Genomic DNA, 16,381 nt, shown 5'->3' on the forward strand with positions numbered 1-16,381 from the left:
GGGTCGTGAAATCCGATCGGCGAGCGCGGAAATTCGGGTGTGCCTCCCGGCGGCAGGTCGTGATCCCAGGTGATTTCGCCGTCCTCGACCTTGAGATCGCAGACCAGTGGCAGCAGGAACCCGCAGGTCATCGCGTCAACGAATGGCGGGCAGCGCTTGATGGTGTCCTCGTCGTGCAGGTTGATCGAGGAGAAGGCCGTTGCCGGCATGGTCTTGAGCCAGTCGGGAATGCCCTGCGCTGCCGGAATGGGCCGCGGTATTAGCCCCTCAAGCCCCGCCGGGCAGCGGAAATTGAGCGTCAGCTTGTTGGTGGTGGACATTGGGCGCTCCGATCTCCTGACGGACTACATCAATGCGTCGCAGCCATTCAAGCGCGTTTTCGCGAACAAGCGTGAACGTCCACGGTCGCTAGCAGACTAAGAAGTGGCTGGAGGACAGGGCTTTTTGTTGTCTCTGACACACGCCAGCAGAACAACTATGGCTTGAAAGTTCTTTATCGGCTTATGGAATTCCGGGGAGAACAAGCTTCAATGTCACAGAATTTCGTTATGCTGGGGCGCTCGTTTAACGAGCGTTAGATCAATTTGTAACTCGCCTTATAGACGCTCCCTATGAGCATTTTCGGATCCTTGCGATCCCTTTTTCATAGCCCTTCGTCGAGATAAACGGATCAGCTGAACTCTCTCGGCTCAGAGGTTAGGTTTCGCAGGATGATAGGTGAACGGGTCTGCCGCCCATCCTCGGCCATGTCGTTCCAGCCAACCCATCGCCACTAGCTTTCGGCACGTTGGATTGACGCGCTGTATGGAGGCTCCCTCCCCGAAGATGCGCTCAGCAAGTTGGCGCTCTGTGAGACCTGGCTGCTCGCGGATTATACGAACTATTCGTTGGGCTACCGTCATGGCAGGACAAACGTCCGCCGTGGATGGGTCTGCGTCAATGACCCAATTATGACGTCGCGCGAAAGAAAAATGGCTAGCGAGCAGTCACCACCGAGCAAAGCAAAACCCCCGGCGTTTCCACCGGGGGCTCTGTTAGCTTGCAATCAGGTCAACCGGTATTACCAGTTGCGCTGAGCGCGGAGCATCAGGAGAAGCGTATTCTGGTCCTTCAGCTCGTACAAAGCTGTGGGCTTGCCAATGGGAGCGCTGGGCGCCACGACTGTACCTTCGGCCTTCTGATCCAGGTGGGTGTAGGTCAGGTCTGCCGTGAAGGTCAGGTTCTTGACCGGGGTCCACTGGGTCTGCGTGCCGATCTGCGCAATGTTGTAGTCGGGGTTGCAGGTCGTTATAGCAGCTCCGCTGCCCGCGGGAGCAAGTGCGCTCCGGAGCGAACCACCCACGCCGCCAACACCGCAGATGAGCACCTTGGCCGTGTCGTTATACATGACAGCAGCATAAGCACCGTAGATCGACGTGTTCCAGTAGGGGTTCCAGTTGTGCACGTATGCACCGCGGAAGCCCCAGGTCTGAACCAGCTGCTGCTGCGTTCCGGTCGCGAACACCGAGTCAGGCGCAATGCCGAACCCTACGCTCTGATAGGCGCCGGGCAGATTGGTGCCACCATAAATGGTGTTCCCACCGGCCGAACCGGCAAGGTCCTGGATGTTGTAGCGCGTCGCACCGTCCGTATAGACGCCTTGCAAGTTGATGGTGTCGCCAGGTCCGGTCGGGAGGTTCTTGATCGACAAGGCCAACTGACCTGCCCAACCCCATCTGTCGTCCGGATGGCCGGTCAACTCAGTGCCGCCGTAGTAGGCCGCGTGGTTGTCATGCGCCGCGAACGACGCCTGGAACAGACCCCAAGCCTGGTCGACGCGCAGCATCGCGACGAAGTCCGGTGCGATCGTGCCAGCGTAATCGCTCGCGCCGAAAGGACCGGTAGCGCCGATAGCAGCACCAATCGGGCTGAGGGCGCCAAGATTGGCCACACCAGCCTGATAGTAGGCCGTCTGATCCTGAGCCGACAGAGACAGCGACACGCCGTTGCCGAACTGAGCGGTGTAGGTGAACTGGTTCACACCAGTGATCGTACCGCCGCCGCCGACGAGACCGTCGAAGTTGTTGCCCGGATAGTTGGCCCACGGAGCCGAGAACTGCGAGACCGCCTTACCCATGGTGAAGCCGGCGAACTGGATGAAGGCGTAGTAGACGCCAACCGTACCGCCTGCAACGCCGCCGGAGTTGGCGTTGTTCGGAGCCGAAGCAGTGCCGATCGGCGAGTAAACGGTCGCGCCGTTGCCTTGGCCGGCGTAGGTGTCGGTCGTCCACGAGAACGTCGCATCGAAGAAGGTACGGACGACGCCGTACTCGGTCGCGGTGCGCGTATCGATGTTCAGGTCTTCACGAGAGCGCCAGGTGTAGCCGTTGGTGAAGCGGTTGTTCGCCGCGCCAGCGCCCGAGGTGTTGCCCGTGTTGTCCGAGTTGGTGTTCGCCAAAACGTCCACACGCAGGTAGCCGCCCAGCTTGATACAGGTATCGGTGCCCGGGATGTAGTAGAAACCGGGACCATACAGGGAGCAAACCTTCACGTACTCGACCGCTTTGGCCTTGACGGGAAGATCGGCCGCCTGAGCTCCGCCGACCGCGACGAGAGCCGCCGCCGAGCCGAGGATAAGGCTCTTAACCATCTTCATGTTAAACCTCCAAGTTGCTCTATCTCAGGGAAGGTTCCGGATCCGCCGGGTAAAACACCCTAGGTTGGTTCCCTTTGTCCCTTAAATCCCCGCTCAGTCGCTTCGCGCCTTCGGACACACCCGCATGAACGCGAGGGACTTAAGCGAACCACCTAAAACGGGACGACCTTGGGATGCCCCCCTCCGTCGCAGTTCCATAAGAGACAGAAGGCCCCCGATCACGCAACAAAAGACCGCTCGCGTTGAGGTAAGTTACGGCTGTTTTCGGGCAAATGTTGCACAAATATCACGGGTATTTGAACTGCAGCATATCAACAAGTCATTGAAATACAAAAAGAATATTTGAGATACCGCTAGCGGGCACAAGTTCGGGCAACATCGGGCGGAACGGTGTGCAAAACGCGTCTTCCTATGGAGAAAGCGAAAATCGGAGCCCGTTCCGGCGCCGCTGATTCCGGCTCGGTGCACAATTTTTCGGCCCGAAAACCCCGGTATCTGAATGACATAGCCCGCCTCAAATACCGTCGACTCGCGCCTGGAAGGGGGCATTCCGATTGCTCGGTGCAGGCTGGAAGACGGCGGACGGACCGCCTCACATGTGCACTACCGGCGCTACATGTCACCGCGATGTCAGCGTGCGGGATCAGTTGATTTGTTCTCCGTAGCCACCGCGCGATGAAATATCTCCACTGCACGCGCAATGCACTCACAAGACGCGATGCAGTCCGATTCAGTCACGAGACTCGTCGCTGAAGAGAGTCAGCAAGCGCTGCGAAGCGGCGGCGTGATCGTTCGTATCGGGGAACGCCAACGACGAAGGCTTGGCCAGGAGTAACGTCGTACTCACTCGTCCAAGATATCGAGCAGATCGTCGATTCGCTCGAACGGCGGTTCGTTTGTCTTGCCTGAATAGAAGACGCGATCGCCGTCGCGCTGGAGCGATCGTGCTCTTGATTTAGGCAGCCTCCCCGGCAGAAACGTCGCTGCGACGGCCTCCGGCCCGACGTCGAGCCTCACGATACCTCGCCGCTTGCAATCGATCCTGAGCCTGGCCGCCGCGAAGAAATCCCGGGCGGCCGACGGCAGCTTGCCGAAGCGGCGAGAGGTCTCGTCTTCCAGATCTTCCAGATCGTCTTCGCTCCGGCACCTCGCGACGCGGCCATAGATTTCAAGGCGCATGGATTCCGATTGCACATAACTCCTGGGCAGCAGATCCGCGAGTGGAAGGTTGAGATCGGGCACCCACAGATCCGCGGAGCGGTCGTTCGCCTTCTCCGAGGCCTGCTTCAGAAGATGGCTATAGAGCACCGGCCCGAACACCTGCACGTGGCCGGACTGCCGCTCGGAAAGCAGATCTCCGGCGCCTCTGAGGTCCAGATCGCGCTCGCTGATCGCAAAGCCAGCGCCCGGCCTGCTGAACTCCTCGAGCACGGCCAAACGCTTGCCCGATTGCTCCGAGTTCGATTCCGTCAGCATGGACGCGAAGGCGCGCGTGCCACCGCGCCCCACCCGCCCCCTGAGTTGGTGGAGCTGTGCCAGACCAAACTTTTCCGGCCAACAGACCACGATGGTGTTCGCCCGCGGAATGTCGAGACCGCTTTCCACGATGTTGGTCGCCAGCAACACGTCGGCCTCGCCTTCGACGAAGCTCATCATTCGGTCGTCAAGCTCATCGGCCGGCAGCTTGCCGTGCAGGCAAACGATGCGCAGTTCCGGCGCCACGGCCTGCACGCGCGCCAACAGCGGATCGATATCCTGGATGCGTGGACAGATCAGGAAGCTTTGCCCGTGACGTCGCTGCTCGCGCAGCAGTGCAGCGGCAATGGCGGCGTCCGAAAGCGGCGCAATCCTGGTCACGACCGGAAGCCGATGGACCGGCGGGGACGCGATCACGCTCAGGTCCCTGAATCCGGCAAGACCGGCCGCAAGCGTGCGCGGGATCGGCGTGGCACTCATCCAGAGCGTATGGACGCTCTTCGCCAGACCGGAAAGCTTGGCCTTCTCCGCCGCCCCGAAGTGCTGCTCTTCGTCGACAACGACCAGGCTCAGCTTGGCGAATTTCACGTCCTTCGCTGCGATCGCCTGCGTGCCGACCACGACCTTCATCTTTCCGCTTCGCAGGGCTTCCTTGGTCTGCTTCATCTCCGCAGCCGACGTCGCGCGCGACAGGCTTCCGACTTCGATGCCGAGCGGGGCAAACCGTTTGCGGAACGTCGCGACGTGCTGTCTTGCCAGAACGGTCGTCGGCACAACGACGGCAACCTGCTTGCCTGACAGGGCAACGGCCGCCGCCGCGCGCAAGGCAACCTCGGTCTTGCCAAACCCGACGTCGCCGCAGACGACCCGATCCATCGGATGACCCGAGGCCAGATCATCCAGCACGTCCCGGATCGCCTTCGCCTGGTCGACGGTCGTGAAATAAGGAAAGCGCGCGACGAACCGCTCGTATGCTGGTCCGGGAGCGACCAGCCTGGGCGCGCGCCGTCGGCGTCGCTGCGCGATGTGCTTGGCAAGCGCCTTGGCGGCAAGTTGAATTTCCTGCTCCGCCCTGGTCCGCCGCGCCCACCACGTGCTGCCGTCCGCCTTGTCCAATGTCAGCCTGCCGCGCTCCGCCGCATACGGCCAGATCAGCGCAAGATCGGCGGGCGGAACGAGCACGGCATCATCCCCGGCAAATGCCAGGCGGATCATCTCGCGCGATGATCCCTTCCCCATGTCGTAGGTCTGCAAACCATCGAGCACGGCCAACCCGCGTGGCAGATGAACGACGACCGCGCCGCGCTCCGGCACGTCGGGATGATCGAAGGCCGCACTCGAGGCTCTGGCCATCGGCTGCGGATGATGCGCCCGGCTGCCGAGCACGTCGGTCGCCGTGACGACCACAAGCGGCTTGCGGCCCGCACCGATGAAGCCGGTGTCGAAGTCAGCCAGCAGCGCCGCTTCGCCGCCCCGCCCCTTCGCCGCCTCGCTCCAGTCGGTGACGCGCTCCGCCTTGATCCCGCTCATGCGCTCGATCGCGCGCAGGTCGTCCTCCACCGCCGCAACAAACAGCAGCCGCGATCCGGCGCGCTGCGTGTCGGCGACAAATGCGCGGAGCGCTTTTCGCGACGAGGCGACCTTCGAGAAATCAGGCGTCGGGATGAACGCCGCCTTGCGAGGCAGCGCACTCATGGATTTGTTCAGCCGCTTCCAGTCGGCGGGCGCAAAATACTCGCGGTCCGCCTCTCTGCGGCCGGCCGCCTCCTTGATCGTGCTCAGCCAGCTATCGGCGTGACCTGAAACTCCCGCGTCCGCGATCCAGCGCGCGCGCTGACAATAATCCGGCAGCGCCGCCCGCTGGGCCCGCTTGCCTTCCAACGCGATCCGTTCCGACATCGGATCGATGAGCAATTCCTGGGTATCGAAGACGACGTCGTGCTCGTTGGGATCGACGCCAGCGATCCTGCGGATCACGCCACCGGAATGCTCGATTCTGTACGGCCCAAGCGCGCCGGCAGGAAACACTTCGAACGTCATTCCGTGGAACAGGACGCTTCCGGGATAATCCGCCTCTTCGTCGAGATCGTATCCAATAGCTTCCAGACGATCCTTGAGATCCTGCTCGGCATAGCGCGCGCCGACCTTCAGGCTGATGCTGATGCGGCCCCAGCTCGCGGGCAGCGGCAACCGTTCCATGATCGCCTCGGCCGTCGAAACCAGGAAGACCGGCTTCCTACTCTTCGCAAGACGCCGCAACACCGAACTCCGCCGGCCGGCGATCTCGCGCGACGGCTCCAGCCCGTCGAACGGCAAGGTATTCAGCCTTGGGAACACCAGCACCTCGAGCGAAGGATCGAGCGAATGCAGCACGCTGCCGAGGCGCTCCGCCCGGTTCTCGCTCTCCGCAAGAAAGACGATGCCGTCGCGCCCGGACTTCTTCCATTGCTCGAGAAGATGCAGCGCCAGCATGCCGAGTGGCGAGGAAGATGAGATCCCGGAACGCGTCGATCCCTTGCTGTTCTTCTTCGCGCCAGCAGCCGCGCGGGCCTTCTTGGTCTTCGCCACGTCAAATCCATCGTTATTGCGCAAGCTCGATCGCCCCGAGACAAGCATCTCCGGTCGATCGCGGGCCGCCGGCGCCCCCCGACGCACGCGGCCAGCGCCCTCATTACAGCCTCGCACTCGCGTTGGATAGCCGCGGGTTCAAGATCAATTGCGGCATCGGCGAATGTCTCGCTCCGCACCGCCATCCTTATTGTAATCCAGCTTTCACATCAGATCGCGCCACCCGGGCATCCGAGAATTCACCCGCCCGAAAAATCACCGCAAGCCAGCTGCGCATCGCGCCGGCTCGAATTGTCTTTCGGGTATGAGCCACATCGGCGCTCGCGCCACTGCAGTTTTGTGGCGTCTCCCGTTGTGATTGTCTCGTCCGCAATGCGATGCGTGAATGTGCGCAGCACCGCGAGTTCGCGCCGGGCGATCCGGCAGAGCTTGCGCTTGCGATACACGCGATGAGCTGACGCGACGTCGCGCGACGCGAGAGCGCTCGGTGAACTGCGACGATTCATGTGCCCTAACCCGCAGAAATCTTTCGCAGGTCAACACAGCGGAGGCTGCTCGCTCAAGCGATATTGAGCAACTACCGCTCTTGCGCCAAAAGTCCAGGCATCGCCTCGCAAGCTTGTGGATCGGCGGCGGTATTGGCTGGAGACGGAGATGACCTGCTCGAGAATTGCAGGCTCCGCCCCAATTCAATGTCGAGCTCGGCCTCGTCCTTGCCGATCTCGATGCGGCGCCCCTGTCTTGGGAAGCACTGCCGTGCGCCCAGTTGGGCGCGGATGCTCACGATCTGCCCGCTCGGCTGGCCGGGGAAAAAATAGTACCCGTCCTGATCGGTCGCGGTCGAGGTGACGCGTCCGGACTCTGCCGCCGCTCGAACTTGCACACCCGGCGCGGGCGTCCAGCCGTCGAGCGTGACACGGCCAGCGACCAACTTGGACCCGTCCGAAGCTTGACCGTTCCCGGAGGGCCGCAAAGCCCTGAAATTTTGCACATCGAGCGTCGTGCCGGCAGGCGCGTTCATCAACGATACCCTCACCTCCTTGACCCTTCCGAGCGGGAGGCCGGGCCGACGCCAGTCGTCGCCCTCGTCGATGAATTTGGACCAGGCCAACTGCGTCACATCGAGCGTATGCGACACCCACTCGTCGAGCTTCTTCAAACGCGGAACAGACCACGTGCTGGACGGCACACGCCGATCCGGCGCCTGATCTTCCAGAATGGAAACCGTGCCGCCGTCCTGCATCAGCAATTCGACCTTGAAACGGGATCCAAGGCAGCTCGCGCCATTCTTGGCTGAACAGCGCTTGCGAACAGCAAGCTGCAGGTGGCTCGTGTTCCAGAGGTCGAGCCTCCAGGGTTTGATCACGACGCCTGCGTCGCCGGACGTGTCGGTCGCAAGACTGACGTAGGAATTGGCTGCCGATGCGTCGGCGAAATGTCCTGATTTGACTTCGACACTTGCGCGGTCATTCAAAGATACCCGGCCGATAATCGGGGTCGGCACCTGATCGTCGACCAATGTGATCGACGTCCTGCCGGTTTCATCCGGCGGGTTGCGGGTAAATGATTGCGTCTCCTTGTCGCCGATCCTCACCGACGCATGTTCGACATCCGGAACATACACCGTGAGGCCGTGAAGGTCGCGCGTACCGGCGTGCATATCGGGCCAGGTTGTTTGCGTGACCGGATCTGTCCATGGCGTGATCGAGATCGCGGATTTGTCGATTGCGAGATGGGAGGCGATGTTGGAATGCATCACCTGGTACCGGACCCACGTGTTCGCCGGAGGTGACCAGATGCGCCGGCCAATACCGATCGAGCCGTCAAAGTCATAGACGTAGTTCGCAAACCGTCGCATCCATTTCCGAACGGCCGGCGTCACCGGCTCCTCCGGCGAGGTCCGAAAAACCGCCGTTCCTTCTTCGGAGCCGAAATGGGTGTAGATCAGGCCCTTCACTTTCTTGCCGCGATTGATCGACTGGAGGTGAGATGCAATCAGCATTGCGAGGGCGTTGCCCTGGGACACGTTGCAGCTCGGTCCGCAATAGAGCTCCTTCCTTTCGTCCTCGGGAATATCCGCGAGCACGGTTCGCGCCGACGCATCGAACTTGTCTTCGCTGTCGGTGTCGAGCGGTGGCGGCTGTGCACGAGGCAAATTGTAGAGCTGCTCGTAGGTCGATGAGAGCGGCAGCAGCCCGTGCTGGACTTCAGGTCCGTCAGGAACAGCGAATATGTCCTTCACATCGGCAGGAAAATAGGACCAGACCGAGAGCACACCAAGCTTTCTCAAAAGGTCGGAATGGTAGGCATGGCTCTGCTTCTGGTCAGCAAGCGGAGCATGCGTATCGACGAGGGCGGGGTTGTCGAACGCAACAAATTTCGCAACCTGTCCTGGAACGCCGAAGTCCTGAATAAGCGTGTTGCCACCGTGGGACGTCAGTATGGCGGGGCGAACGTTCCACGCTTCCAGCCACGGGATTTCGGACAGAACCGTGTACCGGCTGAAGTGATCACGCTCCACTCTGGTGAGGGAAGCGGAACAGCCGGTCGCACACGACGGCGCGATAAATTCAATCCGGTCTAGCGACATCGGATCTACAGGGTGCGCCACGCTGTTCGATTGAAGTGGGACGATCACCTCGACGATCCAGCCGAGCGGTCCGACCTCAAACTGAATGTCTTGTCCGCGAGCGATGTCTCCCGGACCAAAAATGCTCGATCCGCCTTTGCTATCGTGTAACATGATCGAAAGGTCGGCGGGCGGAGCCGCGGAGAAATAGAATCTCACGTTACGGCTTGGCTGAGGAGGCAGGCCAACAGAAGATATACTCAGGCTCGATCGTGCCGCGGACAGGGAAAGCGCCGGCTGAATCTCCGTTCGAACAGGAAATGGAGAGTCCTCGTGCCAGCTGTGGAAATGATCGATGTTTCCGCGATGCCACTCTCGCAGAAGCAGGGCAAACGTGGGTTCTGAGCCGATGCCCGAAGGGTATCGATTCAACTGTCCCGGGCCGACAAAGAACGCCGAGATTTCCTCGCGACCCTGCGGCCAAAGCGAGTCGGATATCGTCAAACCGAGTTCTTCATTGAAGAAGCGATGAATGGCAGCGCCGTGCCAGGGGCGAAGCGCGTCGGTGTCTGCGGCAAAGCTGACGATATGCGAGAACGGGTACGGCAACAGGCGAACCGGAGCATCCGGTTTCCCGCCATCGGCAAGGGCTGATGCCGGGCCGAGCGCACAGCATCCGAGCGCTACAATCAGGCGCAGAACGATCAGATAGGCGCCCGGCTTTTTCATCTCGACGTATCGGAAAGGATTTTAGCCAATGGCGCCGTCAGCTCCTGCGCGAGCCATTGATGTCCGAGTTTCGAGTAATGTCCGTCGTGTTGAAATGTCAGCAGCCTCGGCACGTCCCCGTATTTCCCGGAGAAGTTGGGGTTCACGCAGGTGTATCCGTTTCTGGCGCAGTACTCTGTTATATTTCTGACAAAGCCCTTTGCGCCCGCGGCAACTTTGGTGCCGTCGGCCAAGGTCAGCGTGATCTCACAATTATTCCGGCACTGTGCCTGATCGACCCCGGTATGAAATATGAAATTCTGACCAGGGTGGTGCTTCTCGATATATGAGACGATGTCGGTCCAGTACTGGAATGCCTCCTTGCCGGGTTGCGGCATAACATCGAAAGGCACTGTCAACGCCGTGCCGAATGGAATTCCTTTGACATATTCCGGCAGAGTCGGCTTGACGGTGAATACCGCAAAAACCGGCGAGGCGGTCCGGAAGGTCAATGCACCGCTTGCATCATGGAGGAAATTCGGAAGCGGGCTGTTCTCCGGATCGAATCCCAATCCGTCGCGCAGCATCGTTGGACTGACCTGCGAGACCAGCCCCGCAAGCATCGATACCAAAGTGCCCTGAACTCCGAACTTCGAAGTGTAGTCCCGAATTCTTGGATAGTTCGTCCCGATGTCGCCATTGTCGGTCGCGGCGGAGATGACCTCGACGCATCTATGCATGGCCACGCCGAGACTTTCCTCGAGAAGAATATTGACCTTCTCGAACGGGCGGACTTGCAGGGCGACCATGTCGCTGCCACCCGTACTGGCAAGACGGATGCAATTATCGGGATTGTCGAAGAAGCGGTCCCGGTCGACGTAACCCTGGTTGTTCACGAATGTGGTCGAATCGTACTCCTGGACCGTGCCGGCGCCTGGCCAGTATTGGCGGCTATGCGGTTCGTAGAACGCGGCGTACGGAGACGGCTTGCGGGCGCCTATGAATTTCGCGCGGGCTGAATCAGGAGCATGGCCGTCCTCATTGACGTAGATCGGACGCACGTCGATGACGAGATCATCGCGATCATACGACGGAACGAACCATCGACCGAGCGTTGCGGAATGCTCGAACTCTTCGCGTCTGAGGCGAAGGGATACCGGCTTCGTCGGATCTAGCGCGGTGAACACGAAGCTACCGTCCGCCGCGAGCACGCCCTTTGTCGTGGCGCCGGATTCGTCCAGCAATTCGATCGACGTGTTCGGCGCAATCGCGCCGCCGACCACCTTGCCTGCCAAAGCGACGCCGTTGCTGGTTGGCGGCGGCGCCGGCCGAACCAGAGCGAGCGTCTGAAAACGCATGGTCGTTCCGGCCGCACCATCGACCTTCACGAACCATTGCGAGATCGCCTTCGTCTGACCGTTTCTCAGGTTCAGGAGGACGTTGGGAGGTAGCGGGACGGTCACCTGGCTCCCGGCAAGCTTTATGTCTCCGACCACCTGCGCGTTGTTGGCACGCGTGACGATGTCGTCGGGAACAACCGGCGGAAGCAGACCTGCCGGCTCCGGGCTCTTGGCGGGCAGATCCAGTGCCCAAGCGAGAGATTGTCCGTCATTGAGAATAAATCCGACTGTCAGCTTACCTGTCGTCGGAGGGGCCGCGAACTTGATCTGTAAATGGGTGGCATCCCTCGCCGGAGTGAAGTCGGGTGACCAGATCAGCCACGCCTGTCCATGGGTGATCTCGAAATCCGCTTCGGTGACGCTGATTGGGCCAGAGCGCCTTTCGCGAAAGTTGCCGCCGTAAATCTCGAAGAGCCCGTTCTTGCGATAGGGCCCCACGGCATCAAGCATCGCAAAAACCGGTGCGCCGCGCCCGCGATACTCACTCGCATCCGGCGTTTGGTCGACGAGCGTGCCTCCGGCGCCGGCCAGCAACGACTCCAGCGTCGCGACGCGCGCCGACAACTGGTGAAGCTCAATCTCCGCCTTCTTGTCGAAGGCCGATGGCGTTGGAGCAGGCGGAGGCGGCGGAGGAGGAGGAACTTCCGGCTTGGGCGGAGCGCGTTCAGCCAACATGCGATCGACCCGCTGATTGATGTATCTGCGCGTCTTCTCGACCGTTGCCGCTATGCCGCCGCAAACTGCGACGACCAGGATGATACCGGCAATCGTCCTTCTAAGCTTCGAACTCGTCATGTTGAGCAAGCGATGTCCCAGGGAGAGAGCTGTAGCCGTTATGGGCCAAAGGAGAGCTTGTCTTCGGTTAGCACGACCTCGTCGCCCTTTTTCTCGAAGGCGATGGTGCCAAACCGCTTCATGCCGTCGAACTTGGCGCGGTTGTACTCATCCATGCTTTCGACCGAGATCAAATAGACCACGACTTTCGGACTCGAGCTGAACTCGGGTTGCGCGAGGTAATCCTTGGCGTAGCGGGCGGCGGTGGCCCTGATGAGATCGGAAGCCTCCGCGCCGGATTTTTGTAAATCGACAAGGTTCGGCTTCAGGTCCAACACGAGGATGAGGCGGTCGTCTTTGGCCGCCGCCACCCGGTGTTCTTTCTCTACCACAAGTGGCGCGGCAGCCGCGAAGGCAAAGGAAATTCCTGCCAACGACAGCGTCCCCATGATGACGGCCTGACGCAGCAGGCCAAATGCGCTTCGGAAGCGGCTTTTCATGTTCCGGCCCTTGATTTTGGGGCTATCTGGCCGAGCTTTTTGGCTCCGTCAAGCTATCAATTGGCCACCGGCTTCCGCCCTGCCTCGCCGGGATACCCTACGGCCTGGCGGTCGAGAAGAATTATCCCAGTTCAAGGCCTTGCACGGACAAGCCCGGCTATGTCAGAAGGGCGATGTTTTCAACCAAAGGGTGGTCAAGTGACTGGTTCCACGGACATCGTGCGGCGGTCGAGAATCGCAGAGATCGATATTGCTGCGTATCCCTACCTTACAGCACTTGTTGAGCGACAGATTGCCGCGTGGCCGCAGCACGAGGCTACCTTGGCGACCAGTCTCGGCAACAGGTCGCTCGAGGTCATGCGCGACACCGAGGCATCATCGCAACTCGTCACCAAGATCGCGCTGCATCACTTCGGAACCATCGACAAGATTTGCCACGACTACCGGTACTTCTGCGAGAACATGATCCTGGAAGCCGAATTGTTCTTCCGGCGCCATGGACGCTATGAGCGCTCCAAATTCAGTGAGGCCGTTCGCGACGTCTATTCGAAGCCCGACGTCATGGAAAAATACATGAACGGGCTGCTGCTGTCGGGCGTGTTCTGGCACAACCACGCCTGCGCGCTGACCTTCTATCGCAGCCAGTACCTGCCGATGCTCCCGGAAGGCTATCGTCATCTCGAGGTCGGGCCCGGTCATGGCGCGCTGCTCTATCTGACGGCAACGGATCCTCGATCCGGCTCGATCGTGGGTTGGGACGTCAGCGAAGGCGCCATCGCAGCCACGCGGCGCACGCTTGAAGTGATCGGCGTCAGTGACGAGATCGAGCTGGTCCGCCAGGACATGTTCGACGCGCCCGATCAACGCGACACCTTCGACAGCATCGTCGTGAGCGAGTTGCTCGAGCATCTTGAGGACCCACTCAAGGCTCTGCGATCTCTGATCCGCTATCTGAAGCCCGGCGGACGGATCCTCGTGAACATGCCTGCCAACAGCCCTGCTCCCGATCATCTCTACCTCATCGACAAGCCGCAGGAGATGATCGACCTCATGACGTCGGCGGGCTTCGAGATCGAGAAGAGCGAGCTGTTCCCGATGACGGGCTATCGCCTCGAGCGGTGCCTGAAGGACCGCCTGACGATCAACTGCGTGGCTGTTGGACGGCGGCCCCGCTAGGGACTCGTTGCGTCGAGAAGGGATGCCATGCTTTTCCAATCAGCGGCCGCCGTCGTTAGCGGGCCCTCCCTGAACAGCTTCGAGTTTCTGTACATATCGGCGGCCGCCATCATCATCTGCTGCGCCGTCAGTCTGCAGATGGCGCGCAGTGTCGCCCTGCTGCTGCTGAGCTTCGCATTCTTCGTCAGCTTCGGCTTCGATCCGGCGTCGATCATCGTCCTGGCGGCCTTCCTTGCCGTTTCATACGGGATCGGCCTGTTTCGCAAGCAACGCGGCGCGCGCTTTACCATGGAAGCGCAACTGCTCGTCGTAGCGTTGCTCTGGATCTTCCTGTTTCTCGCGCGAGACCCCCGACTGTTGGGAGGGGCCAACCCGTTCCATTACATGCCGGTCCACATCATCGGCATTTCCTACATGGTGTTCCGTTGCGTGAGCTACCTGATGGAAGTGGAATTCATCGAACGGCCGAGCTTCCTTCGATTCTGCACCTACGTGCTGTTCTTTCCCGCGTTGCTGGCCGGCCCGATCGAGCGTTATCGGAGCTTCGAGCAGCAGCTGGCGTCTCCTGTCTTCGATTCCAAGGCAGTCATCCCCGCGCTTCATCGCATCGCCAACGGGATGATCAAGAAGTTCGTCATCGCCGACAATCTCTCGGCGTTCGGCATCTTTTCATTCGACAATGCCACGCAAATGTCGGGGCCGATGTTGTGGGTGGGGGCCCTGGCTCAGCTCGGCCTCATCTATCTCGATTTTAGCGGCTACTGCGACATCGTGATCGGCACAGCCTCGCTGATGGGCTTCAGGTTGATTGAAAACTTCAATCGGCCGTTCGATTCAACGACGATCCAGGAATTCTGGAATCGGTGGCACATCTCGCTCAGCACGCTGGTGAGAGACTACGTCTTCACGCCGCTCAACTTCATTGTCATCAAGAAAGCGCCACGCAGCATTCAGTTTGCCTTGATATCGGCCGTGTACTTCCTCTCGATGATCCTGATCGCGCTTTGGCATGGAGTGACGTGGGGCTTTCTGGCCTTCGGCACGGTGCACGGCGGAGCCCTGGTTGCGAGCCAGCTCGTCCGCAAATATGTCGGTGTCAAGAAGGGGCCGGTCGCCACTGGGCCTTCGATCTATCTCCGCCGCTTTCTCGTCTACGCATTCGTCTCGACAACGCTGATCCTTTGGCTCAAGTCCTACTCGGAGTGGGGCGCGATCTACGGCAAGATGCTGGGGCTGTATCCATGACATTGGGACGCGATGACATTCTCAAGATCGTGTGGCTGGCCGCGAAGATCGCCATCATCGTGCTGCTGTCGAACACCGGCCAAGCCCTGTTCGTTTACCAGAATTTCTGAACGCTGATGGTCGAGACTCCAAAAACAAAGGGATCCCGGGGCCGCGACGTCCTCTCCCGGTTGGGAGTGACGGTTGTCGCGCTGATCGCGATACTGGCCTGCCTGGATGTTGTCCTGCGAGTGGCCGCCCCAGCCAGCGGCATCTTTCGGGCAACGATCGACGTCCAGTCACCGACAGCTCTTTATGCCAAGCTCGAAGAGTTTCGAAAGTTCGACGGACTGAAGGTTGCCGTCCTGGGCGACTCCTTGATCTTCGGCCGCGCCATGCGGGACAAGGGCGATGCTGACTGGCAGGCGCATACCTTGTCGAACCAGTTGCAGAATTGGCTTGCCGAAAAGCATCCCGGTCAAAAAGTACTCGTCGCCAACTTCGGCATGAACGGAACGCTTCCGACCGACCTTGAGAACCTTGTGCGCATCGTGCTGCCCTCGAAGCCGGATGCCATCGTGTTCGATCTGAGCCTGCGGTCTTTCTCCCGGGATTTCGATCGGGAAGGTGAAACCAGAACCCGTCTCTGGTTGGACACCCTCTCCGTGGATGCCAACGGTACCTATTCCACCGGCAAGGATGGCGGAATCACGCGATGGAGCCACGACGCACTCGCCAACTGGTGGTTTCTGTACCGGTCTCGCGATTATCTCCAAGCCCTGTGGTTCGACGGCAGTCCCTTCAACTTCCTGGTGGGCCTGCGAGATGCCGCGGACAAATGGCTGCAAGGCTCGACCGGGGCCACGAGCGATGACCTTGGCGATGTCGTGCTGCTGATGCGGGCACGAGCGCGGTACGAGAAGATCGATCTGGCCCCGGACAACCCGCAACGACAGGCCCTGGATCGGATCCTGCGCCGCGTGTCGGAGGCAAAGCAGCCCACGCTGATCTTCTACGCGACCGAGAATCCCAAAGTATTGCCCGACCTGCTTCCGAAGCAAAAGTTTGCCGAGCTGCAGGCTCAACTCGTGCAAATCATCTCACCGCGGCCTCCGGAGCGAGTTTACGTCGGGCCGCTCGCTACCCTTCCAGCGTCCGAATTCCTCGATCACGTCCATCTCGATAAGGCCGGCTACGCCCAACTGAGCGCGGAACTGGGCCCGCCCCTGGACGCCATGATCGGAAGACGATGAGGGAGCCTTGTGAATGGCGGAGCCATCTGCTAGTTCTCGCGCCGAAAAGGCGGATTTTACGGGGCTTGCTCGGCAATTTCGACGCCGCCGTCTCACCC

Annotated in this window: 9 protein-coding genes and 1 pseudogene; 3 read left to right on the forward strand and 7 right to left on the reverse strand. The window is 60.5% G+C overall.

Annotation, left to right across the window (positions count from 1 at the left end; genetic code table 11):
• The 7 genes and pseudogenes from BraRD5C2_RS16745 to BraRD5C2_RS16775 all read right to left on the reverse strand — a co-directional run.
• Positions 1–320 (reverse strand): annotated as a pseudogene (locus BraRD5C2_RS16745) (hypothetical protein); the annotation flags it as partial.
• 740 nt (positions 321–1,060) lie between these two features.
• Positions 1,061–2,635, reverse strand: coding sequence for a porin (locus BraRD5C2_RS16750; protein ID WP_223969824.1), 1,575 nt, complete (start codon positions 2,633–2,635; stop codon positions 1,061–1,063).
• Between the two features lie 843 nt (positions 2,636–3,478).
• Positions 3,479–6,583 (reverse strand): DEAD/DEAH box helicase, encoded by a 3,105-nt coding sequence (locus BraRD5C2_RS16755; protein ID WP_223970107.1) that lies wholly within the window; start codon positions 6,581–6,583, stop codon positions 3,479–3,481.
• 335 nt (positions 6,584–6,918) lie between these two features.
• The gene (locus tag BraRD5C2_RS16760; protein WP_223969825.1) at positions 6,919–7,185 is read right to left on the reverse strand and encodes a hypothetical protein; all 267 of its coding nucleotides are present in this window, start codon (positions 7,183–7,185) and stop codon (positions 6,919–6,921) included.
• Positions 7,186–7,256: 71 nt separating this feature from the next.
• Positions 7,257–9,977, reverse strand: a complete 2,721-nt coding sequence (locus BraRD5C2_RS16765; RefSeq protein WP_223969826.1) for a carboxypeptidase-like regulatory domain-containing protein — start codon at positions 9,975–9,977, stop codon at positions 7,257–7,259.
• Positions 9,974–12,160 (reverse strand): hypothetical protein, encoded by a 2,187-nt coding sequence (locus tag BraRD5C2_RS16770; RefSeq protein ID WP_223969827.1) that lies wholly within the window; start codon positions 12,158–12,160, stop codon positions 9,974–9,976. The genes BraRD5C2_RS16765 and BraRD5C2_RS16770 overlap by 4 nt, the downstream gene beginning before the upstream one ends.
• A gap of 29 nt (positions 12,161–12,189) precedes the next feature.
• A complete protein-coding gene (locus BraRD5C2_RS16775) occupies positions 12,190–12,630 on the reverse strand; it encodes a hypothetical protein (protein ID WP_223969828.1) in 441 nt (146 codons plus the stop codon).
• Between the two features lie 321 nt (positions 12,631–12,951).
• Here BraRD5C2_RS16775 and BraRD5C2_RS16780 point away from each other — a divergent pair, with 321 nt between their 5' ends.
• The 3 genes from BraRD5C2_RS16780 (at position 12,952) to BraRD5C2_RS16790 (ending at position 16,283) form a co-directional block, all read left to right on the forward strand.
• The gene (locus tag BraRD5C2_RS16780) at positions 12,952–13,806 is read left to right on the forward strand and encodes a methyltransferase domain-containing protein (RefSeq protein ID WP_223969829.1); all 855 of its coding nucleotides are present in this window, start codon (positions 12,952–12,954) and stop codon (positions 13,804–13,806) included.
• A gap of 27 nt (positions 13,807–13,833) precedes the next feature.
• A complete protein-coding gene (locus tag BraRD5C2_RS16785) occupies positions 13,834–15,051 on the forward strand; it encodes an MBOAT family O-acyltransferase (RefSeq protein WP_223969830.1) in 1,218 nt (405 codons plus the stop codon).
• A 116-nt stretch (positions 15,052–15,167) separates the two neighbouring features.
• Positions 15,168–16,283, forward strand: coding sequence for a hypothetical protein (locus tag BraRD5C2_RS16790; RefSeq protein WP_223969831.1), 1,116 nt, complete (start codon positions 15,168–15,170; stop codon positions 16,281–16,283).
• The last annotated feature ends 98 nt before the right edge of the window (positions 16,284–16,381 follow it).

The sequence above is a fragment of the Bradyrhizobium sp. RD5-C2 genome, assembly GCF_019972155.1.
Taxonomy (GTDB): domain Bacteria; phylum Pseudomonadota; class Alphaproteobacteria; order Rhizobiales; family Xanthobacteraceae; genus Bradyrhizobium.